The organism is Microbacterium sp. C5A9, assembly GCF_022627955.1.
Taxonomy (GTDB): Bacteria; Actinomycetota; Actinomycetes; order Actinomycetales; family Microbacteriaceae; genus Microbacterium.
On record NZ_JABXGD010000011.1, the window covers coordinates 14,276 to 35,524 of the forward strand.

The following is a 21,249-nucleotide window of genomic DNA, read 5'->3' on the forward strand; positions in this document are numbered from 1 at the left end:
TGCGGTGTCCGAGGAGCCTATGGACGGGGTGCCCGGCGAGGGATCACCCCCTGGACTGGTTCACACCCCTACTCCGGTGTGAGACGGCGGGGGCGCCCGGGCTGCCGAGTTCCGGCCTCCGGTCAGGATGCGGGTTCGACGAGGCCCGCGTCGTAGGCGAGGATCACGGCGTGCACGCGGTCGCGCACGCCGAGCTTGGCGAGCACCTTGCCCACGTGGGTCTTGACCGTCTGCTCGGCGATGAAGAGGTCGCCGGCGATCTCGCTGTTCGACCTGCCCCTGCCGATGAGCACCAGCACCTCGCGTTCGCGATCCGTCAGGTCGGCGAGTGCGGTCGCCGCGCGGGGCGCGCGAGGTCGGCGGCCGGCGAACTGCTCGATCATCCGCCTGGTCACGCTGGGGGCGAGCAGCGCGTCACCGCCGGCCACCACGCGCACGGCGTGCACGAGCTCTTCGGGAAGAGCGTCCTTCAGCAGGAACCCACTCGCTCCGGCCTCCAATGCGTCGTACACGTAGTCGTCGATGTCGAAGGTCGTCAGCATGAGGATGCGCGGGACGTGCGCCGCGGGATACCCGGGGCCGAGGATGCGGCGTGTGGCCTCGATGCCGTCGAGTCCCGGCATCCTCACGTCCATCAGGATGACGTCGGGGTCGAGGCGAGCGGCCAGGGTGATCGCCTCGGCTCCGTCCGCCGCCTGTCCCGTGACGCGGATGCCCTCGTGCGCGTCGAGCAGAGCCGCGAATCCGGCGCGCACCATCGCCTGGTCGTCTGCGATGAGGACGGTGATCGTCACGGGGTCTCCTGGGTGTCGGCGGTCGTATCGGTGTCAGCGGGCATCTCGACGGGATCGGTCATCGCGACGGGTCCATGGTCGTCTCGCGGTCCACGATGTCGGCTGTCGGCAGGGAGGCGGTGACCTCCCACCCGCCCTCCGAGGTGGGGCCGGCCGTGAACATCCCGCCGAGCAGTTCGACTCGTTCGCGCATGCCGCGGAGGCCGTATCCGCCGGAAGGCGCCGCGGCCGGGGTGGAGGAGGGACGCGCATTGCGGATTCGGATGACGATCGCCTCGGCACCGGCCTGCACCCTGAGCGTGACCGCGGCGCCCGAGGCATGCCGCACGGCATTGCTCAGGGCCTCCTGCACGATGCGGAAGGCGGCGATCTGCACGGTCTGCGGCGCGTCGGCCACGGAGCCCGTGATCTCGAGCCCGACCATGACCCCTGCTCGCCTGATGCTGTCGACGAGCGCGGGGATGTCGGCGAGTCCCTGCTGCGGAGTGAGCTCCGCGGCCTGATCCTCTGTGCGCAGGACTCCGAGCATGCGACGCATCTCGGTGAGTGAGGATCGCGCGGTGGCGGCGATGCTCTCGAACTCGGATGCCTCGGCCTCGCCGATCTCGGGAAGCCGGTACCGCGCCGTCGATGCCTGCACCTGGATCACCGACATGCTGTGAGCGATCACGTCGTGCAGCTCGCGCGCGATGCGGGTGCGCTCTTCGACGAGCGCGCGGCGCGACTCCTCGAGCGCCGAGTGCTCGCGCTCCCGCACGAGCTCCGCCGAGACGCGCACGCGCCCGGCGATGAGGATCGCGACCAGATAGGTGGCCGTGGCCACGGATCCCGTCACGATGAGGTCGGCCGTGGCGCTGCCGGCCGTCGGCGTCGTCGCGACGATCTCGGGCCGCAGCAACGGGGCCGTGAGCGCGAGGAGGGCGCCGAGAATGAGAGAGAAGGCACCGAGCCGGGCGCCGTGCACGAAGGTCACGACACCCACGAAGAGCGCGAATGCGAGGAGAGCGGGGACCGACCACGGCCAGGGGGCGGTCGTCGCGAGCTCGGAGGTGGCGAGCAGGGGCAGGGTGAAGGCGGCCACGCAGAACATCGCGACCGCCCAACGAGGATGGGAGATCGCGAGCAGCGGCGCGGCGCACATCGCGGCACCGAGGATGAACGCCAGGGGGAGCGGCGTTCCGTAGAGGACGGTCTGGAGCGGAACGAGGATCGAGAAGAGCGCCAGGCAGACGGCACCGACCGCGACGAGCACACCGGTGCGGCGGCTGATGCGGGGAGCGCGCTCGGGGCGCGGCCGACGACGTGCCATGTCTGTCATCCTGCCAGTTGTGCAACCGGCGCGCGGCGACGGCGGACCGCGGTGATCCGGTCGATGGCCACGCCGACGACGAGCGCGATCGCGACGCCGATCCCCGCGCTGATCACCGGCTGGTCGGTGATCCACGAGCCCGCGAGCAGGCCTATCGCGAGGCTGAGTGCGCTCCAGCTGATGCCCGCGAGCACACTCAGCGGGAGGAACCTGCGCCAGGGGAATCCCAGCGCGCCTGCCGACATGTTGACGGCGACGCGGCCGACCGGGATGTAGCGGGCCCCCAGGATGAGTGCGGCGCTGCGATGCGCGAGTGCACTCTCGGCATGGGCGAAGGCGCGGGCGACTCCCGGTCGACGCATCCAGGCCCAGCGGGTCGTGCCCAGCCTGCGCCCGAGAGCGAAGGCGATGTTGTCGCCGATCGTTGCTCCGATCGCGGCGATGAGTCCGAGGGGCAGCAGCGCCCAGACGTCGCCGGCCGATGCCAGCACCGCGGCGGCCGCGACGAGCACCGTCTCGCTCGGCACGGGCGGGAAGAATCCGTCGACGATGGTCACGGCCAGCAACACCGCGAACAGCCAGGGCGACGCCACGGTCTGCAGAATGAGCTCGTTGATAACATCCACCCGAGAAGGCTAGGAAGCAGGTGGCGGGTGGAGCATCACTCTGCGGTATCGACCGCATCCCTCCGGAGAGGGAGATCCGAGGGGCGCACGGCCGTGGTCGGCGCGACGCCGGTGCAGGGACTGCTCATCGACGACGAGACGCGCTGCGAGCACTACCGTGGTCCGCTCGACGTGATCGCGCTGCGGTTCGCCTGCTGCGGCGGGTGGTACCCCTGTCATCTGTGCCATGAGGCGACCGCCGATCACGATGCGCGTCCGTGGCCGACGGATGCACGTTCGACGGAGGCCGTGCTCTGCGGCGTCTGCGGCACGGCGCTGAGCATCGCCGACTACCTGGAGGTGTCCGCATGCCCGACCTGCGAGGCGGGCTTCAATCCGGGGTGCCGGCTGCATCACCGTCTGTACTTCGACTGACCGGCTTCCACGCCCGACCTCGCGGCATCACCGGAACACTCAGCCGAGCGATCTATACTGGGAGTTTGGCCGCTCGGCCGCTTCCCCCTGAACGAACGGACATCCCGCTGTGCTTGCCGTGCACGAACTCGAGATCCGCGTGGGCGCACGCCTCCTGATGGAGAACGTGTCGTTCCGCGTGAGCGACGGAGACAAGATCGGTCTCGTCGGACGCAACGGCGCAGGCAAGACCACGCTCACCAAGGTGCTCGCCGGTGATGTCCTCCCGTCCGGCGGCTCCGTGACCCGCTCCGGCGAGCTCGGATACCTGCCTCAGGACCCCCGCTCCGGAAACCCGGAGGACCTGGCGCGCACGCGCATCCTCGACGCGCGCGGCCTCGGCCAGCTCAACCTCGGGATGTCCGAGGCGGCTCTCGCGATGGGCTCTGACGATCCCGCTGTCGCTGACAAGGCGATGAAGCGCTACGCCCGTCTCACCGAGCAGTTCGAGGCGCAGGGCGGCTACGCGGCAGAGGCGGAGGCGGCGTCGATCGCCAACAACCTGTCGCTGCCCGACCGCATCCTCGACCAGCCGCTGTCGACCCTGTCGGGCGGTCAGCGTCGTCGCATCGAGCTGGCGCGCATCCTGTTCTCCGACGCCGAGACGATGATCCTCGACGAGCCGACCAACCACCTCGACGCCGACAGTGTCGTGTGGCTGCGCGAGTTCCTGAAGAACTACAAGGGTGGCCTGATCGTGATCAGCCACGACGTGGAGCTCGTCGGCGAGACGGTCAACCGCGTGTTCTACCTCGACGCGAACCGTCAGGTCATCGACACGTACAACATGAACTGGAAGAACTACCTGCGCCAGCGGGTGGCCGACGAGGAACGCCGCAAGAAGGAGCGCGCCAACGCCGAGAAGAAGGCGACCACCCTGCAGCTGCAGGCGGCGCGCTTCGGGGCGAAGGCATCGAAGGCCGCTGCCGCTCACCAGATGATCGCCCGTGCCGAGAAGCTGCTCGCCGGTCTCGACGACGTGCGCCAGGAAGATCGCGTGGCGAAACTGCGCTTCCCGAAGCCCGCGCCGTGCGGCAAGACTCCGATGATGGCGACGGGGCTGTCGAAGTCGTACGGTTCGCTCGAGATCTTCACCGATGTCGATCTCGCCATCGACCGCGGTTCGAAGGTCGTCGTGCTCGGACTCAACGGTGCGGGGAAGACGACCCTCCTGCGCATGCTCGCGGGTGTCGACAAGCCCGACACCGGCCAGCTCGAACCCGGCCATGGACTCAAGGTCGGGTACTACGCGCAGGAGCACGAGAACCTCGACGTGAACCGATCGGTGCTCGAGAACATGGTGTCGGCGGCGCCGCACATCACCGAGATGGAAGCGCGCAAGGTGCTCGGCTCCTTCCTGTTCACGGGAGACGACGTCCTGAAGCCCGCGGGAGTGCTGTCCGGAGGGGAGAAGACGCGACTGTCGCTCGCGACGCTCGTCGTCTCCTCGGCCAACCTGCTGCTGCTCGATGAGCCGACCAACAACCTCGACCCCGCCTCGCGCGAAGAGATCCTCGGTGCCCTCGCGCACTACGAGGGTGCCGTCGTGCTCGTCTCGCACGACCCCGGCGCCGTGCAGTCGCTGAATCCCGAGCGCGTGCTGATCCTGCCCGACGGCGTCGAGGACATCTGGAGCCAGGAGTACCAGGACCTCATCGAGCTCGCCTGATCGCCCCGCCTCGCATGGCATAGTCGAGAGCGTGACGCACAGCGACGATGACCTGGATACCCGCCCCCTCAACGAGTGGTTGAGAGGACGGCACGCCCTCACCGGCAGTGCCCCGGACTGGGACCTCAGCGCGTTGCCGGACGATCCGACGAGCCTCTTCGCGGCGTGGCTGCGTACGGCGGATGCCGCCGGGGTGCCGGAGCCTCACACGGTGACCCTCGCGACGGTGGATGCAGAGGGGCTGCCCGATGCCCGCACGCTCATCCTGAAGAGGATCGACGAGCGCGGGTGGGCGTTCGCCAGCACGAGATCGTCACGCAAGGGCGCGCAGCTCGCCGCCGCACCCGCGGCGGCGCTGAACTTCTGGTGGCAGCCGCAGGTGCGCGCCGTGCGCGTGCGCGGACGCGTGCAGGAGGCGACGGCCGAGGAGAGCGCCGCCGACCTCGCGGCGCGCTCCGCTGCCGCGCGGGCCGACATCGCCGACGGCGACTGGGTGCTGTGGCGGATCGTCCCCGCTCGCATCGAGTTCTGGCAGGGCTCACGAGACCGACGGCACACGCGGGTGATCTATGACGCCGTCGACACAGGCTGGAACCGGACGCTCATCGGCGGCCCCACGGATCGGCAGACGCCGTGACGTCGTGACGCCGTGACGCGCGCGGATCGACGGCGTCAGCGCGCGTCGAGCAGCTCGTCCTCGACGTCGGCGTCTCGGTCGCGTCGTCGGGACTTCTTCACCGGCGCCGGGGCTCCCTCGAGCTCCTCGCGGTGCTTGATGATCTCGGTGCGGATGATGTATCCGATGAAGATGAAGCCCATCAGCGCGAACAGGATCCACTGGATCGCATAGGACAGGTGGGGTCCGGGGTCATCGGTGGGGGAGTCGAATCCACCGAGCGCGACCTCCGGAGCGGGGTCCTCGCTGACGATCTGCCCGTAGGCGCTCGTCACGACGTCGCCGCCCACGATCGCCGCGATCGACGGCAGATTGATGGTCGGCACCTGGCCGTCAGGGGCGCCGCGTCCCGAGGCGGGCAGCTGCTCGCCCGGCCGCAGGCGAACGATGACCTCGACCTCACCCTCCGGCGGCGCGGGCACGGCATCCGGCGATTCTCCGTCGCCCGGCGGAACCCAGCCGCGGTCGACGATGATGACGCGCCCGTCGGCGTCGCGGAACGGCACCAGCACCTCGAACGCGCTCGTACCGCCGTGCGGGCGGTTGCGGACGAGGAGCTGCTCATCGCTCAGGTATTCGCCTGTGAGCACGACCGGATGCCAGACATCGCCCTCGTCGAGCTCTCCGTCGGAGCCGACGAGATCCGCCAGCGGCACGGGGTCGGCGTCGTAGTTCTTCTCGACCAGCGCGATCTGCTCGGATCTCGACTCGTTGCGATCGAACTGCCACTGGGAGAGGAAGGCGCAGCCGATGGCGAAGCCGATCGCGATCAGGACGTAGACCGTCCAGCGGGTCAGGCGGGAACTCACGAAGGAACACCGTCTCTCACGGTCACGGGGAAGTCCCGGGCGGCCAGGTAGTCGCGGAGGAAGTCGACGTGCTCGGCGCAGGCGAGCCACACCTTCTCGCGATCAGCGGCGTGGATGCGCGGATTCCTCCACACGACCTGAGCCGTCGCCGCGTTCCGGCATCCGGCACGCGAGCACTCCAGCTCGCTCACGCGTCGTCCCGACCGCTCTCCCGGATCGTGAAGACCTGGGGGTCCGACGGCGCCGCGGGCTCCTCGGTGACGACGACGGGTGCTTCGAGCTCCTGCAGAGGGGACTCGGCCGTCGTCTCGGTGCTGTCGCTGCCCGCGTTCGCGAACACCACGGCGATGTAGGGCAGCACCGCGGCGGCGGCGGCGAAGACCCAGGTGTACCAGCCGTAGGGCTGCACGAACATCATGAGCGCGAAGCAGACGATTCGGATGGTCATCGTCAGGGCATAGCGGCGCACACGATGGTCCGCCTCGGCCTGCGGCGACTGCGGCAGGGAGGTCACGGCGGGGACCAGATGCTTGCTCTTCACGATGAGTCCAGCCTACGCCGACCTGGCTCGAACGGCGCGCCGATCAGGGGCGTCAGCTGGAGAAGATGAACGGCAGGGTGAAGGCGCCGACGAACAGGAAGCTGAACACGGTGACCGCGATGCTGAGCACCAGGAACGCCACCATGACGTATCCCATGATCACGCCCGCGATCGCCATGCCGCGGCCGCCGAGTGAGGGGTCGGCCTTGATCTGACGAAGCGCCATGTGGCCGGTGATCACCGCGACGATCGATGCGAGCATCGGCAGGAACAGCCAGAACAGGACGACGCCGGCGATCCCGCAGATGAGGGAGGTGAGCGCGAGGCCGCTGGTCGGGCGCGAGACGGGAGTGTACTGGCCGCCGTAGATCGGGTAGCCCGCCTGCTGCGTGCGAGCGCCGTACTGCTGCTGCGCGGTGCCGTAAGGCTGCTGCGCGGTGCTGCCGTAGGGCTGGTGGGCAGCGCCGTACGGCTGCTGCGCGGTGCCGTACGGCTGCTGCGCGGTGCCGTACGGCTGCTGCTGAGACGGCGCGAGCTCGGAGGCAGGCGGTGCCGGCGGCGGGGTGAACGACGGTGCGGCACCGGGGTATGCCTGCGACGGGGTGGCTGCGGCCTCGGCACGCGGGGCCGGCGGGAGGCCCTGCGGGGACGGCGGGTACGGGAGTGTGGGCTGCGTGGCCGACGGCGGCACCGGCGCGGTCGGCTGGTCGGGGCCGGCTGCGGGAGGCACCGGTAGGGGGCTGCTGCTGTCGCTCACGTCATGCCTTTCGTCGCACTCAGGGTTCCAGTGTCGAAGGGTCTCTGTCAAACGTCCGACGAGGTGGCGCATCCGCATCATCGGTAGGATCGTTCACGACCCGGCCGCCGACCCCCGCGAGCCAGATCAGGAGTGGAAATGAGTTCTCAGCGCGTCGTCCTCGTCACCGGTGGAAACCGCGGAATCGGCCGTGCCATCGCAGAGCGCTTCGTGCGTGACGGCTATCGCGTCGCGGTGACCGCGCGCAGCGGCGAGGGCCCCGAGGGGACCTTGACGGTGCGGGCGGACGTCACGGATGCCGCAGCGCTCGACGCCGCCTTCACCGAAGTGGAGCAGCAGCTCGGCCCGGTGGAGATCGTGGTAGCCAACGCCGGCATCACCAAAGACACCCTGCTCCTGCGCATGAGCGAGGACGACTTCGACAGCGTCGTCGCCACGAACCTCGGCGGCACGTTCCGCGTGGTCAAGCGTGCGTCGAAGGGCATGCTGCGAGCCCGCTTCGGTCGCGTGATCCTCATCTCGAGCGTCGTCGGCCTCTACGGTTCGGCGGGTCAGGTGAACTATTCGGCGTCGAAGAGCGCCCTCGTGGGCTTCGCGCGCTCTCTCACCCGCGAGCTCGGGGGCCGGGGGATCACCGCCAACGTCGTGGCGCCCGGGTTCATCGAGACCGATATGACCGCCGAGCTGCCCGAAGAGACGCAGAAGCAGTACAAGGCGAACATCCCCGCCGGCCGCTTCGCGACCCCCGACGAGGTCGCCGGCGTCGTGACGTGGCTGGCGAGCGATGAGTCGGGCTACATCTCCGGTGCCGTGATTCCCGTCGACGGCGGTCTCGGCATGGGACACTGACGGCCGACGGGTCCTGACCCCGACCCGGCGCTCATCCCTCCCGGCGGGTCGCCGCGGCGTCGATGAGCTCCGCCAGCCGGTGGGGAACCGAGAACTGCGGCCAGTGCCCCGAACCGATTCGGACGACCTCCGCATCGACGATCGCCCGGAACTCGTCCGCGTACGGACCCCACTGATCGAGTTCGGACTCGAGGGTCTCACGATCGAGGCCACCCATGAGCAGGGTCACCGGTACGCGGTGACGCGCGTCGTCGCGGAGGCTGATCTCGTCTGTCGGCACTCGTGCCGGAACGCTGTGCACGAGTCGCGCTGTGCGCGCACGCGTGTCGTCGTCGAGGTCGTCGACGTCTTCTGCGGGGAAGAAGTCCCAGCCCGGGAAAGGGATGACGCCGTCCACGACCTCGAACTCGCTGATGCCGGATCCCGGAGGGGGCGGAACGGTGTCGACGAAGACGACGCGCGAGACGTCGTCGGGTCTCGCGTCGGCGACGCCCCACGCGACGTTGCCTCCCCCGCTGTGGCCGACGACCACGACCGGTTTCGCGGCGGCATCGACGGCCGTCACTGCGGCGGCGACCCAGTCGGCGATGCCGATGTCGGCGGTCTCTGCGGCGGGCGCGCCCACGCCGGGCAGTGTCAACGGATGCACGGTGTGGCCCGCGCGCTCGAGGTCGGCGGTGACGTCGCTCCAGCTCGATGCCTCGAGCCAGAGTCCGGGGATGAGGATGATGTCCATGCGCCGACGATAGTCCGGGGCGCCGACATCCGTCAGGGGAGGAGCGCGATGACCTCGGACAGATCCTGAGGGCCGACCACGAGGCTCGCTGCCGCGCGCACCGCGGGCTTGGCGTTGAACGCGAGTCCGAGACCCGCGGCGGCCATCATCTGCAGGTCGTTCGCACCGTCGCCGATCGCGATCGTGGCGTGGCGGGGCACGCCGAGTTCGTCGGCCCACTCGCTCAGGGACGTCGCCTTGGCGGCCGCGTCGACGATCTCGCCGTGCACTCGACCGGAGAGCGTCCCGTCGGCGACCTCGAGGCGATTCGCGCGCCACCGGTCCACACCCAGACCCGGCGCGACGTCATCGAGGATCTCGTGGAATCCGCCCGAGACGACGCCGACCACACCACCGCGATCATGCACTGCTGCGGTGAGTTCACGGACTCCGGGGGTCGGCTCGATGCGCGCGAGCACTCGTGCGAAAGACGCGACCGGGACGCCCTCGAGAGCGGCGACTCGGGATCGCAGACTCGTCGCGAAGTCGATCTCTCCGCGCATCGCCGCCTCGGTGGCCGCCTGCACCTCGTCGCGGCGCCCGGCCTCGTCGGCGATCAACTCGATCACCTCGTTGCGGATCAGGGTGGAATCGGCATCGAGGACGACGAGGAAGCGCGCGGAAGTCACTGTCAGAGCCTACCGATCCGCGGGACGACAGCGTGACGTGTCATCGCTCGATGAAGAGCCCCTTGCCCACCACGGTGATGCCGGACTCGGTGACCGTGAAACCACGGGCGAGATCTCGTTCGCGGTCGACGCCCACGGTCGCGCCGTCGGCGAGGACGACGTTCTTGTCGAGGATGGCCCGATGCACCCGGGACCCTGCGCCGACCCGGACTCCGTCGAACACCACGGAGTCGGTGATCGTCGATCCACCCCCCGCGAGAGTCCACGGACCGACCACGCTGCGTTCGAGATGGGTGCCCGAGAGCACGGATCCGAGCGAGACGATGGAATCGATCGCGTTGCCGATGCGTCCGACCGAATCGCGGACGAACTTCGCGGGCGGTGAGTTCACGGCCTGCGAGTGGATCGGCCACTCCATGTTGTAGAGGTTGAAGATCGGCAGCGTCGAGATCAGGTCCATGTGGGCGTCGAAGAAGGAATCGATCGTACCCACGTCGCGCCAGTAGGAGCGGTCACGCGGCGAAGAGCCCGGCACCTCGTTCTGCTTCATGTCGTAGTAGCCGGCCTCGCCGCGGTCGACGAAGTAGGGCACAATATCGCCGCCCATGTCGTGACCCGACGTGGGGGACTCGCCATCGGCCTCGACAGCCGCGATCAGCGCATCGGCATCGAAGATGTAGTTGCCCATCGACGCGAGTACCTCGTGCGGGGAGTCCTCGAGACCGGCGATGTCGGTCGGCTTCTCGAGGAACTGCTTGATGCGACCGGTCTCGGTGTCGGCATCGATCACGCCGAACTGCGAGGCCATCGCGAGGGGCTGGCGGATGCCGGCGACGGTGGCCTTGGCGCCGGACTCGATGTGCGCCTCGAGCATCTGACGGAAGTCCATCCGGTAGACGTGATCGGCGCCGATCACCACGACGATGTCGGGCTTCTCGTCGTTGATCAGGTTCATGCTCTGCAGGATCGCGTCGGCGGAGCCCGAGAACCACCTCTTGCCGAGGCGCTGCTGCGCGGGAACCGACGTGACGTACGAGTCGAGCAGAGCCGACATACGCCAGGTCTGCGAGATGTGGCGATCGAGGCTGTGCGACTTGTACTGGGTCAGCACGACGATCTGTCGCAGACCGGAGTTGATCAGGTTCGAGATCGCGAAATCGATCAGTCGATACTGTCCGCCGAACGGCACTGCCGGTTTCGCGCGATCGGCCGTGAGTGGCATGAGACGCTTGCCCTCGCCGCCGGCGAGGATGATGCCGAAGATCTTCTTTGGTGCGGACATGCACCAACCATAGAGGCGAATCGGCCCGGCGAACTAGCATCTGGACAAGTGAGTCACTACCGTCTAGACATGCGCGTCGAGATGATCACGAAGGAATACCCGCCGGAGATCTACGGGGGTGCGGGAGTGCACGTCGCGGAGCTCGTCGGGGCACTGCGGCAGAATATCGATGTACAGGTGAGGGCCTTCGGTGCTCCGCGTGACGAGGCGCAGACTTCGGCCTACCAGACACCTGCGGGACTGGCATCGGCGAACCCCGCGCTCCAGACGCTCGGGACCGATCTCGAGATCGTCGCGGCGATCTCCGACGCCGACATCGTGCACAGCCACACCTGGTACGCGAACTTCGCCGGTCACCTCGCCTCGCAGCTGCACGGCATCCCTCACGTCCTGACGGCGCACAGTCTCGAGCCCCTGCGGCCCTGGAAGGCCGAGCAGCTGGGCGGCGGATACGCCGTCTCCAGCGGCATCGAGAAACTCGCCTACGAGAACGCCGCCGCGGTCATCGCGGTGAGCGCGGGCATGCGCGCCGACATCCTGCGCAGCTACCCGGCGGTCGACCCCGCGAAGGTCCGCGTGATCCACAACGGCATCGACGTCGATCGCTGGCGACCGGTGCAGAACCCGGCCCTGCTCGAGTCGATCGGCATGGATCCGACGCGCCCGTCGGTCGTGTTCGTCGGTCGCATCACGCGCCAGAAGGGCCTGCCCTACCTGCTGCGGGCAGCGAGCCTGCTGCCCCCGGAGGTGCAGCTCGTCCTGTGCGCCGGCGCGCCGGACACGCCGGAGATCATGGCGGAGGTGCAGGAAGGCGTCCGGCTGCTGCAGCAGACGCGAGAGGGTGTGATCTGGATCGAGCGGATGCTGCCGCGGGACGAGCTGTCGGCGATCCTCACCGCGGCGACGACCTTCGTCTGCCCCTCGGTCTACGAGCCCCTGGGGATCGTGAACCTCGAGGCGATGGCCTGCGGCGCCGCCGTCGTCGGAACCGCCACCGGAGGCATCCCCGAGGTCGTCGCCGACGGCGTCACGGGACGGCTGGTCCCCATCGATCAGGTGCAGGACGGGACCGGAACCCCTGTCGATCCGGAGCAGTACGTCGCGGATCTCGCGCGCGCGCTCACGGAGGTCGCATCCGATCCGGAACGAGCTCGCGAGTACGGTCAGGCGGGTCGCGAACGTGCCAGGGACGAGTTCAGCTGGGGTGCGATCGCCGACACCACGCGCGCGCTCTACGCGGAGCTGACCAGCTGAGCCGATAGGCTGGGAGCATGTCGAGCGCTCTGGAATTCACCGACGTCGTCGTGCGCCGTGAGGGCCGCAACATCATCGATCACGTGACCTGGCAGGTCGACGACGATCAGCGCTGGGTGATCCTCGGCCCGAACGGCGCGGGAAAGACGACGCTGCTGCAGCTCGCCGACACCCTGATGCACCCGACGGCGGGAACCGTCACCGTGCTGGGGGAGACCCTGGGTCGGACCGACGTGTTCGAGGTGCGTCCGCGCATCGGGTTCGCGTCGTCGGCGATGGCGAAGCGCGTGCCGCGCGACGAGACAGTGCTGAACACCGTGCTCACCGCCGCGTACTCCGTGCTCGGTCGGTGGAACGAGAGCTATGAGGACATCGACGAGCGTCGTGCCCTGCGCGTGCTCGGCGACTGGCGACTCGATCACCTCGCGGATCGCACCTTCGGCACGCTGAGCGACGGCGAGCAGAAGCGCGTCCAGATCGCGCGCGCCGTGATGACCGACCCCGAGCTGCTGCTGCTCGACGAGCCGACCGCGTCTCTCGATCTCGGATCGCGTGAAGAGCTCCTCGCACTGCTCAGCGGCTACGCCTCGTCCCCGACGACTCCGGCGATGCTGATGGTGACCCATCACGTCGAGGAGATCCCGGTGGGCTTCACGCATGTGCTCCTCATGCGCGAGGGACGCATCGTGGCGGCCGGACCCGTCGCCGAGACGCTCACGGCAGACGCGCTGAGCGAGACTTTCGGGATGCCGATCACCCTCACCAGCGAGAGCGGCCGCTACGCCGCGCGTGCGGCGTCCTGACCACGATCTGATAGAATCGATCCTTGGTGCTCTCTGCACCGCAGACTTCCCTCGTCCCTGGCACAATCCAGGGCAGCAACTAAGGAATCCCATGAAGACTGACATTCACCCCGAGTACAAGGCTGTCGTGTTCCGCGACCTCGGTTCGGGAGAGACGTTCCTCACCCGTTCGACGGTCACGAGCGACAAGACCATCGAGCTGGACGGCGTCGAGTACCCCGTCATCGACGTCGAGATCTCCTCGGCCTCGCACCCGTTCTACACGGGCAAGCAGCGCATCATGGACTCGGCCGGCCGTGTCGAGAAGTTCAACCAGCGCTTCAAGGGCTTCGGCGGATCGTCGAAGTAACGACCTCCGCACGACGAAGGCCCCGGTTCCTCGGAACCGGGGCCTTCGTCGTATGTCCGGAGATCGTCAGATGTCGAGGACGATGCGATCGCCGTCGATCCTGCTGGGCGGGTCGCCGGGAGCGGGTGCGGGAGCCGTGCGCTTCGTCTGGCGGTCGCGCTCCATGCCCGCTTCATGCGCCGACGGCATCCAGACCGCCTCGAAGGAGCCGCCCAGCCCACCGCCGGCGCTGTCGTACTTCTTCTCGAGGGGCACCTTCGCGTAGACCGTGACGACGGCAGCGACGATCGCGATCGCGGCGACGATGAGGAGCGTGATCGTGAGCAGCATCCCGAGTGTGTCGGTCATGATCTCAGGGTAGGCGGATGCGGACGAGTCCGACATCCACCTCAGGGACGATCCTCAGCGGATGCGGCGATCGTGGGCGAGGTCGATCAGGCGGGTCAGGACCGGGCCGGAGCGCAGTCCGTTGTGCTCGTGTTCGCTGGTGACCCAGGGAACGACGCCGGGCAGCAGACGGGCGGTCTCGAGCGAGTACTCCAGGGGCACGTACACGTCGTTCACGTAGACGGCCGCGGCACCGCGGGCCCCGGATGCCGAGATCGCGACCTCGTCGTAGATGCGCGGCCACTCGAACTCGGCCAGGTCGAGAGCGACATCGCGCCAGGGCTGGAACGCCGGCACGGTCTCAGTCCACTCCCGACGGATGTGCTCGCCCGTGAAGAGCGTGACGTCCGTGCGGAAGTCGTCGGGCTCCACACGCTCCGCCGACCACCGGGTCGCATGTCCGTTCGCGTAGCTCGACTCGTGGAAGGCGAAGTACAGGGGGTTGCGGCCGCCGTACGGCATCGCGTGCATGAGGTCGTACCGGAAGGCATTCGAGGCGGGATCGCGCTCGAGAAGCGACCACAGGGTCTGCCAGCCGTCGTCGGTGCCGAGCGCGGAGCCGACGGAACGCAGTCGCGAGGGCGAGACGACCTCGCCGTCGGGGAGCACGATGTCGCCCGCAGCCGCGCGATCGACGAGCCGGCGCATGACCTCGCGGTGCTCGGGGAATCGGCGGTAGTAGCGCTCCGACGCCGAACGCATCTTGTCGTAGCAGAGCGCGTACACCTCGTCGGGGTGGCGGGTCACGGTGCTGAGCCCACCCGTGATGAAGACGTCGGCGAGCGAGTCCGCGTCGGTCGACAGGTAGGCGAGCGTCGTGAAGCCGCCGAACGACTGCCCGAGCACGCTCCACGTCTCGGCTCCGAGGTGCTCTCGCATCGCCTCGCAATCGCGGACGATGGAGTCGGCGCGCAGGTGCGTGAGGTACTCGGCGACCGCCGGGGAGCCCTGTGCGAGGTCTGCGTCGCCGACGGGTGTGGAGAGACCGGTACCGCGCTGGTCGAGCATCACCACCCGGTAGTGCGCGAGCGCCTCGTCGAGCCAGGCCGGGGACGACGACGAGTGGAAGGGACGGGGTGCCTCGTGACCGGGACCGCCCTGCAGGAAGACCAGGTAGGGGAGTCGCTCGCCCCCCTCGCGGGTGACGACCCGGGCGAACACATCGATCGTCCGGGTGTCGGCCGCATCGCCCCAGACGAGAGGAACGGTCAGAGTGTGCTCCTCGACGGTGAGGTCGAGCAGCCGGCGGATGGTGGTGGTCATGTCACATCACGTTCCCGATATAGGAGTACTTGACGAACACCTCGGAGGCGATGCCCGCCTCCTGGAGCACGCCCTGCACCGCGTTCATCATGTAGTTCGAGTCCCACCCCATGTACAGGTGGTGCAACTCGTCGAGCTGGTCCCACTGGCCCTTCCACGCCATCCCGTCGTAGATGGGTCCGCCGTGGGCGGCGCAGTACGAGACGGCGGCCGCGCGGGTGTCGGTCCACGCGCGACGGAAGACGCGGTTGAAGAGGTGGCGGACGTCGAAGACCTCCCAGCGCTCGCCTCGATACTCCACGTACTCGAACTCGCGTTCCCAGCCGGCCGGCCATCCTCGGCGACGCACCGCATCGAGGATGGGGGTGAGTCCGTCGTCGTCGATCTCGGGCAGCGCGGGGCGCGCCCAGATGCGCAGCAGATCGGCGGTGAGGCGGATGGTGCGCTCCGAGATCGCCGCGGTTCCCCAGGCCTCGGTCGACTCGAGCGCCCTGGTCTCGGGAACGGCGCTGCGCGCGTAGGCGGAGTCGCGTTTGGCGGCGAATGACTCGCCGAAGACGCGCTCCGCCAGGTGCTGCTCGAGGAGCGTGAGGTTGCCGAGCGTGGGCGCGAGCGCCCGATGGGCGTTGCGCTCGTCGTCCGAGTACTCGATCCAGGGGCGAGTGCCGTCGCCCGACCAGCTGTCGCTGGGAACCGTCGGCACGATGTGCTCGACGTCGAAATCCTGTGCGTCGTCGACGCCCTCCAGGCGTGCGAGCACGTAGGCGGGATGCGGCAGCTCGCTGTACTTGAGGACGGCACTCACGCGTTCGTCCGACGGTGTGATGCGCGCGAAGGCGCGGGCCAACGCGTCCCGGCCGTTCACACGGGCCCGGCACAGGCGCGCCACGAGCCGCTCGTTGGGAAGGTTGACCAGCGTGCGTCGCAGGTACATCGTCTGGATCCACTCGAGGGTCTCGATCAGCTCGTCGCGCCCGATGAGTCCACGCGAGTGGTCGCTGTAGACGCTCAGGACCAGCGGGTACGACGCGCGCCCGAAGGTGTTCACGAAGCGCAGCTGCCGTGCGATCACGGGGTCGGGCTCGAGCGAGGGATCGAGCAGGATGCCGTAGATCTCGGCGTAGTGCCGCCAGACCTCGGCATCCGCCTGCAGGTGATCGAGGTCGACGCGGGGGAACGACTGCCGGAACGCGCTGTACACGCCGTGCTCGCCGTTCGCGGCCACCTCGCGTCCTGTCGTCATCACGAGGTAGTGCCGCCAGAACGCGCCGATCGTCTCGCCGGTGTGGCGTTCGATCGGCAGCCAGAACCGCGCCTCCACGTCGATCTGCTCGGCGTGGGTCAGCCCCATGAGGATGTAGTTGTGGATGAGCTCGTGATCGCGCAGCGGCTCGCCCGTCGAGTTCAGGCTCTCGAAGATCTGCTGCGCGTTCGCCTCGGCGCCGAGCGTGATCGACACGTGTTCGAGTCTCTGCAGGCCCCGCCAGATCAGCGGGGCTTCGTCGACGTGCACCTGGCTGCGGAAGAACGCGTAGTTGTCGTCGAACCGCGACTCGCGGTCGGCGTGGTCGCCGCGCTCGAGCACCACGGACTCGTAGAGCTCGGCCCAGGCGTCGTGCGGGCGCAGCTTGGTGCGTGTCGCATCGTCGGGGCGCACGAGCACGCGGTCGAGCTCCGCGGCGAGCTCGGGGGACGAGTCCTGCACGGCGTGCCGCAGGGCGGCGACGAGCAGCATGAGCGTCGTGATGCGCTGCTGGCCGTCGATCAGCACGAGATCGGTGTCGGCGTCGGAGTCGTCTGCGGCAGAGAGGATCGAGCCGATGAAGTGCCGATGCGATGCGTCTTCCCGCGCGACGGCGCGGACGTCGGAGAGCAGCTGCTCGCAGCCGCCGATGTCCCACCGGTACTGCCGCTGATACACCGGAACGACGATGGTTGTGGAGTCCGCCGCGAGCCACTCGATCGTGTTGACAGCTGTCGCCTCGACGTTGGTCGCAGTGCTCATGCTGGTGTCTAGCCCTCCCGTGACGCACGGCGCCGAGGAGTCGCCAGGCGCCCGATTCAGTCTATTCGCTTATTCACGGCGACCCTCGGAGGCGCTCCCGAGGCGCCCTGTTAGGCTTGCCTAATCAGGGCCTGTTAAAACGTGCTGGCCCCCGATGAGAGGATCTGGTTCAGATCATGGGATACATCAAGTCCGCCGCGCTCGAAGACAAGGGCTTCGTCGTGCTCGACAGCTACAACCAGGAGCTCGACCCCAAGGAGTGGCTCGACATCGAGTACAACGACTGGAAGTCGTCGGGTGACACCCGCTTCGCGCCGCTCGCGAGCGCCAAGGGTGAGATCGAGTGCAACGGCTTCTGGAACCACAAGCCGCCGCGCACCGACAAGGACGGCGTCTGGATCGACTCGCAGACGGCCAAGGCCCCCAACCTGACGCGCCGCGCGCAGGAGCCGGGTGCGAACGTCGGTCGCTGCCGCGTCATCGAGCTGCAGCCGACGCCGTACGGCGAGTGCCTCTACAACCTCCACCAGGACGACAACAACCGTCTGAACCCCGACGGCACCGGCTGGGTCGTCCGCGGGTTCTTCAACCTCAGCGACGACAAGGACAGCTTCTTCGTCCTTCGTGAGAACCGCACCGACCCGAGCATCGAGTACCGCATCGCTCTGCCCGCCGGCGCGCAGCTGATCGTCGACACGCAGCGCCTGTGGCACGCGGCGACCCACGTCGGCACCGAGCCCCGCTACTGCCTCATCACGTCGTGGACGTCGGGCCCCGAGCTCGACGCCTACATCGAGAAGTACAACGGCACCCAGGACGTGCCGAACGTCGAGGTCCCGCAGGACGTGCTCGAGGCCGGCTACGCCGAGCAGGCGCGCCGTGACGCCGCCCGCGCCGCGTACTACGCGGCCAAGGGCCAGCAGGTCAAGCAGGCGATGAGCGAGGCCTGATCCCTCACTGATCCACGACCGGAGACGGTCCGAAGGCCCCGGTCCCCAGGACCGGGGCCTTCGTCATGGGATCGCATGCTTGTGATTTCGTCCGGTCTGGGTGAGAATTAGCGCATAACCGCATATTCTCGCCAGTTCTCATGGTTCAGGTCGTTGGGGAAGACGCACCTGATGAAACGGAGAGATCATGGCGACGGCTTACGCACGCGGAGTGGTGTTCATCCACTCTGCACCTCGCGCGCTCTGCCCGCACCTCGAATGGGCGGTGGGACGCGCCATCGGTCGTGCTGTGAACTTCGATTGGAGCGATCAGCCGGTGCTCGACGGTGCGCGGCGCGCGGAGTTCTACTGGGACGGCCCGGTCGGCACCGGCGCCGCTCTCGCGACGGCGATCCGCGGCTGGGAGCACCTGCGCTTCGAGGTCACGGAGGATCCCACCCCGCGCAGTGACGGCGGCCGCTGGCTGCACACCCCCGACCTCGGCATCCACTACGCGCAGACGGATGCCGCCGGCAACATCGTGATCGGCGAGGACCGCATCCGCTATGCGATGGAGATCGCCGCCGGAAGCGCCGTCGAACTGCAGCGCGAGCTCGACATCGCCCTGGGCTCGGCCTGGGACGAGGAGCTCGAGCCCTTCCGTCACGCGAGCGACGACGCGCGCGTCGTGTGGCTGCACAAGGTCGGCTAGTCGAGCGACCGGCGCCCGGACCCGCACACAGGCCGGAGGGCGCACAGAGACCTGGAACGGGAAGGCGCGAGTATCGGATGCCGGTGAGTGATCCCGGACGCTGAGAAGGCGAATTCCCGTTCCACATGACGAGGACCCCGTCCCTGACAGCAGGGGGCGGGGTCTTCGTCGTTCACCTCACGGGCTGAGCCGTTCAGATGACGGCGGAGCGGGGCATCTCGTGGCCGCGGGGGGCGTCGCCCGCCGTCACATCCCTCCAGGCGAGCCTCAGTCGATCGACAGCCTCGACCGTCCTCTCGGGCGGCAGCGTGATCGGCATGCGCAGGCGTCGCTCCAGGACGCCGCCCGTCGTGAACCGCGGTCCCGGGGGGAGGATGAGCCCGTGATCACGCGCAGCGAGGGACAGGGCCGTCGACACGGGAGCGCCGAGGTCGAGCCATGCCGAGAGGCCTCCGCTGGTCGGCGGCATGGTGATTCCGGGGATGGACTCGAGTCCCGCGGCCACCGCGGCCCGGCCGGCGCGCAGGCGGGTCGCGACGTGCGCGGTGAGCGCCGGCATGTCGTCGAGCAGCTCGACGGCGATGCACTGCTCGAGCAGGGCGGTTCCGAGTTCGAAGGAGGGGCGCGTGGTGAGCAGGCGGGTGATGAGGGGGCGCGCCGCCCGGATCCATCCGATGCGGAGACCTCCCCAGGCGATCTTCGACATCGAGCCGACCGTGATGATGTGCGGGCTGAACGCCGCCATCGGGCGGGGCGACCAGCCGCGGTCGATGTCGAGCTCCGCTGTCGTCTCGTCGACAACCACGTGCGTCCCCACGCTCCGCGCCGTCGTGGCGATGCGGGATCTCTCGGCATCCGTCAGCGACGCGCCCGTGGGGTTGTGGAAGTCGGGGATGAGGTACGCGACATGCGGGCGACTGCGCAGCAGCGAGTCGGTCAGATGCCGCTCGTCCCAGCCGTCGGCGTCGACCGGTGTGGGGAGCATCCGATAACCGTGCCGATGAAGGGCTTCGAGGGCATGGGGGAAGGTCGGCTGCTCGACGAGGGCATGCTCTCCGCGGGATCCGAGCGTCGCCAGGACCAGGTTGAAGGCGTTGACCGCTCCCGACGTGATGATGATCTCGTCCGGATGCGTGTCCGCACCCCGTTCGATGAAACGCCGGGCGACAGCCTCGCGCAGTTCGGGCAGTCCGCGCAGCGAGTATCCGCTGGTGCCGCGCAGAGCGGCGAGGCGGGGGAGGGATCGCACCGTCGCGTCGTACAGCCCCGGCGTGGAGTCCATCGAGGCGATCGACAGGTCGATGGACGAGTCGTCCTCGTCGTCGATCGCGTGCGGAGCGCCGTGCGGCAGAGCGACCCTGGTGCTGCCGCCATGCAGCCGCGAGACATATCCCTCATCCTCGAGGAGGCCGTAGACGCGGGTGGTCGTGGACCGCGATCGACGAAGCTCGAGCGCCAGAGCACGCTCGCTCGGCAGCCGCTCGCCGACGGTCAGCCGTCCGTCGAGGATCAGCGCGCGGATCTGGGCGGCGAGCGATGCCGCGGTCGCGCCCGCCACGCTCTGTGCGCCCAGCTGCTCGACGAGTCGTGAGGTCATGCATCCAGCATGCCGCAAAGTGGACTGCTATCAGCAGGCCACTTTTCGATGAGTGGCCTGCTGTTCCCCCGCCGAGGTGCATCCACGATAGAGGGATGCGCCTCCGCTTCGTCTTCCTGCCGATCGCCGCCACCGGTCCCCGCGACCTCGTCGAGCGCGCCCTCCAGCTTCTGGTCGGGCTCTTCCTCTACGGCGTCGCGCTCGGTCTGATGGTGCGCGGAGGGATCGGGGTCGCTCCCTGGGACGTGCTCGCGCTCGGCGTCGCGGGCCAGACGGGCATCGGCTATGGCGCTGTCACCGTGCTCGTGTCCGTCGTCGTGCTGCTGCTCTGGATCCCCCTGCGCCAGCGGGTCGGACTCGGCACGCTGCTCAACGCACTCCTGGTCGGGCCGAGCGCCGATCTGGCCCTGGCCGTGATCCCCGCCCCGTCATCCGTCTGGGTGGGCGCGCCGATGTTCGTCGCCGGGCTGCTGCTGCTCGCCTTCGCCACCGGGCTGTACATCTCTGCGGACTTCGGTCCCGGCCCTCGGGACGGCCTCATGACCGGTCTCGTGCGACGGACGGGCTGGCCCGTATGGATCGTGCGGACCCTGATCGAGGGCGGAGTCCTGCTCGTCGGCTTCCTGCTCGGCGGCCCGGTGGGCGTCGGAACCGTTCTCTTCGCCTTCGGCGTCGGCCCGCTCGTCGGGTGGTTCCTGCCGTGGATGACGCGCCTGCGCACCGTGCGGTCGCGTCAGCTCGCGCGCACTCCTGCCCCCTGAGGCACCCGGCCGCCGAATCG

General features: G+C 68.8%; 24 protein-coding genes. 10 read left to right on the top strand and 14 right to left on the bottom strand.

Annotated elements, in window-relative coordinates; translation table 11 throughout:
• Positions 1–122 precede the first annotated feature (122 nt).
• Genes HWD99_RS17850 through HWD99_RS17860 form a run of 3 tightly spaced genes read right to left on the bottom strand, consistent with a single transcriptional unit; the run spans position 123 to position 2,729 of the window.
• Positions 123–794 carry a response regulator transcription factor gene (locus HWD99_RS17850; RefSeq protein WP_241797542.1) on the bottom strand — a complete coding sequence of 224 codons (672 nt, stop codon included), beginning with the start codon at positions 792–794 and terminating at the stop codon, positions 123–125.
• Positions 795–852: 58 nt separating this feature from the next.
• Complete coding sequence (locus HWD99_RS17855) at positions 853–2,103, bottom strand: sensor histidine kinase (protein WP_241797543.1); 1,251 nt, start codon at positions 2,101–2,103, stop codon at positions 853–855.
• A 5-nt stretch (positions 2,104–2,108) separates the two neighbouring features.
• Complete coding sequence (locus tag HWD99_RS17860; protein WP_241797544.1) at positions 2,109–2,729, bottom strand: DedA family protein; 621 nt, start codon at positions 2,727–2,729, stop codon at positions 2,109–2,111.
• Between the two features lie 93 nt (positions 2,730–2,822).
• Between HWD99_RS17860 and HWD99_RS17865 the strand changes: the two genes are divergently transcribed.
• The 3 genes from HWD99_RS17865 to HWD99_RS17875 all read left to right on the top strand — a co-directional run bounded on the left by HWD99_RS17865 (position 2,823) and on the right by HWD99_RS17875 (position 5,488).
• Positions 2,823–3,143 (top strand): CHY zinc finger protein, encoded by a 321-nt coding sequence (locus HWD99_RS17865; protein ID WP_241797545.1) that lies wholly within the window; start codon positions 2,823–2,825, stop codon positions 3,141–3,143.
• Between the two features lie 109 nt (positions 3,144–3,252).
• Complete coding sequence (locus tag HWD99_RS17870; protein ID WP_241797546.1) at positions 3,253–4,851, top strand: ABC-F family ATP-binding cassette domain-containing protein; 1,599 nt, start codon at positions 3,253–3,255, stop codon at positions 4,849–4,851.
• A gap of 31 nt (positions 4,852–4,882) precedes the next feature.
• Positions 4,883–5,488 carry a pyridoxamine 5'-phosphate oxidase family protein gene (locus HWD99_RS17875; protein WP_241797547.1) on the top strand — a complete coding sequence of 202 codons (606 nt, stop codon included), beginning with the start codon at positions 4,883–4,885 and terminating at the stop codon, positions 5,486–5,488.
• A 35-nt stretch (positions 5,489–5,523) separates the two neighbouring features.
• Here the strand turns inward: HWD99_RS17875 and HWD99_RS17880 are convergent, their stop codons facing one another.
• The 4 genes from HWD99_RS17880 to HWD99_RS17895 are packed head-to-tail and all read right to left on the bottom strand — an operon-like array spanning position 5,524 to position 7,634.
• Positions 5,524–6,336 (bottom strand): SURF1 family protein, encoded by an 813-nt coding sequence (locus HWD99_RS17880; protein ID WP_241797548.1) that lies wholly within the window; start codon positions 6,334–6,336, stop codon positions 5,524–5,526.
• Positions 6,333–6,527, bottom strand: coding sequence for a hypothetical protein (locus HWD99_RS17885; RefSeq protein ID WP_241797549.1), 195 nt, complete (start codon positions 6,525–6,527; stop codon positions 6,333–6,335). Before HWD99_RS17885 ends, HWD99_RS17880 begins: the two co-directional genes overlap by 4 nt.
• Entirely contained in the window at positions 6,524–6,877 is a 354-nt protein-coding gene (locus HWD99_RS17890; protein ID WP_241797550.1) for a DUF3099 domain-containing protein, read from the bottom strand. The genes HWD99_RS17885 and HWD99_RS17890 overlap by 4 nt, the downstream gene beginning before the upstream one ends.
• Before the next feature lie 52 nt (positions 6,878–6,929).
• A complete protein-coding gene (locus HWD99_RS17895; protein ID WP_241797551.1) occupies positions 6,930–7,634 on the bottom strand; it encodes a DUF4190 domain-containing protein in 705 nt (234 codons plus the stop codon).
• A 138-nt stretch (positions 7,635–7,772) separates the two neighbouring features.
• On the opposite strand from HWD99_RS17895, the gene HWD99_RS17900 reads away from it, so the two are divergent.
• Positions 7,773–8,483, top strand: coding sequence for a beta-ketoacyl-ACP reductase (locus tag HWD99_RS17900; RefSeq protein ID WP_067119158.1), 711 nt, complete (start codon positions 7,773–7,775; stop codon positions 8,481–8,483).
• 31 nt (positions 8,484–8,514) lie between these two features.
• Here HWD99_RS17900 and HWD99_RS17905 read toward each other — a convergent pair whose 3' ends face one another.
• Genes HWD99_RS17905 through glgC form a run of 3 tightly spaced genes read right to left on the bottom strand, consistent with a single transcriptional unit; the run spans position 8,515 to position 11,169 of the window.
• Positions 8,515–9,219 (bottom strand): alpha/beta fold hydrolase, encoded by a 705-nt coding sequence (locus tag HWD99_RS17905; protein ID WP_241797552.1) that lies wholly within the window; start codon positions 9,217–9,219, stop codon positions 8,515–8,517.
• 32 nt (positions 9,220–9,251) lie between these two features.
• On the bottom strand, positions 9,252–9,887 hold the full coding sequence (gene serB / locus HWD99_RS17910) for a phosphoserine phosphatase SerB (protein WP_241797553.1): 636 nt from the start codon (positions 9,885–9,887) through the stop codon (positions 9,252–9,254).
• A gap of 40 nt (positions 9,888–9,927) precedes the next feature.
• Positions 9,928–11,169 (bottom strand): glucose-1-phosphate adenylyltransferase, encoded by a 1,242-nt coding sequence (glgC, locus tag HWD99_RS17915; protein ID WP_241797554.1) that lies wholly within the window; start codon positions 11,167–11,169, stop codon positions 9,928–9,930.
• 69 nt (positions 11,170–11,238) lie between these two features.
• Here glgC and glgA point away from each other — a divergent pair, with 69 nt between their 5' ends.
• The 3 genes from glgA to HWD99_RS17930 all read left to right on the top strand — a co-directional run bounded on the left by glgA (position 11,239) and on the right by HWD99_RS17930 (position 13,575).
• Positions 11,239–12,423, top strand: coding sequence for a glycogen synthase (glgA, locus tag HWD99_RS17920; protein WP_241797555.1), 1,185 nt, complete (start codon positions 11,239–11,241; stop codon positions 12,421–12,423).
• 17 nt (positions 12,424–12,440) lie between these two features.
• Positions 12,441–13,226 carry an ABC transporter ATP-binding protein gene (locus tag HWD99_RS17925; protein ID WP_241797556.1) on the top strand — a complete coding sequence of 262 codons (786 nt, stop codon included), beginning with the start codon at positions 12,441–12,443 and terminating at the stop codon, positions 13,224–13,226.
• A 91-nt stretch (positions 13,227–13,317) separates the two neighbouring features.
• Positions 13,318–13,575: a type B 50S ribosomal protein L31 gene (locus HWD99_RS17930; protein WP_025103626.1), complete on the top strand. Its 258-nt coding sequence runs from the start codon at positions 13,318–13,320 to the stop codon at positions 13,573–13,575.
• 66 nt (positions 13,576–13,641) lie between these two features.
• Here the strand turns inward: HWD99_RS17930 and HWD99_RS17935 are convergent, their stop codons facing one another.
• Genes HWD99_RS17935 through HWD99_RS17945 form a run of 3 tightly spaced genes read right to left on the bottom strand, consistent with a single transcriptional unit; the run spans position 13,642 to position 17,230 of the window.
• A complete protein-coding gene (locus HWD99_RS17935) occupies positions 13,642–13,923 on the bottom strand; it encodes a hypothetical protein (RefSeq protein WP_241797557.1) in 282 nt (93 codons plus the stop codon).
• A 54-nt stretch (positions 13,924–13,977) separates the two neighbouring features.
• On the bottom strand, positions 13,978–15,225 hold the full coding sequence (locus tag HWD99_RS17940) for an alpha/beta fold hydrolase (RefSeq protein ID WP_241797558.1): 1,248 nt from the start codon (positions 15,223–15,225) through the stop codon (positions 13,978–13,980).
• Between the two features lies 1 nt (position 15,226).
• The gene (locus HWD99_RS17945) at positions 15,227–17,230 is read right to left on the bottom strand and encodes a DUF262 domain-containing protein (RefSeq protein ID WP_241797559.1); all 2,004 of its coding nucleotides are present in this window, start codon (positions 17,228–17,230) and stop codon (positions 15,227–15,229) included.
• A gap of 176 nt (positions 17,231–17,406) precedes the next feature.
• Here HWD99_RS17945 and HWD99_RS17950 point away from each other — a divergent pair, with 176 nt between their 5' ends.
• Both HWD99_RS17950 and HWD99_RS17955 read left to right on the top strand, forming a co-directional pair.
• The gene (locus tag HWD99_RS17950) at positions 17,407–18,180 is read left to right on the top strand and encodes a hypothetical protein (protein ID WP_241797560.1); all 774 of its coding nucleotides are present in this window, start codon (positions 17,407–17,409) and stop codon (positions 18,178–18,180) included.
• A 187-nt stretch (positions 18,181–18,367) separates the two neighbouring features.
• On the top strand, positions 18,368–18,871 hold the full coding sequence (locus HWD99_RS17955; protein WP_241797561.1) for a DUF3145 domain-containing protein: 504 nt from the start codon (positions 18,368–18,370) through the stop codon (positions 18,869–18,871).
• A 193-nt stretch (positions 18,872–19,064) separates the two neighbouring features.
• Here the strand turns inward: HWD99_RS17955 and HWD99_RS17960 are convergent, their stop codons facing one another.
• On the bottom strand, positions 19,065–20,468 hold the full coding sequence (locus tag HWD99_RS17960) for a PLP-dependent aminotransferase family protein (RefSeq protein WP_241797562.1): 1,404 nt from the start codon (positions 20,466–20,468) through the stop codon (positions 19,065–19,067).
• A gap of 95 nt (positions 20,469–20,563) precedes the next feature.
• Here HWD99_RS17960 and HWD99_RS17965 point away from each other — a divergent pair, with 95 nt between their 5' ends.
• Positions 20,564–21,229: a YitT family protein gene (locus HWD99_RS17965; RefSeq protein WP_241797563.1), complete on the top strand. Its 666-nt coding sequence runs from the start codon at positions 20,564–20,566 to the stop codon at positions 21,227–21,229.
• Positions 21,230–21,249 lie beyond the last annotated feature (20 nt).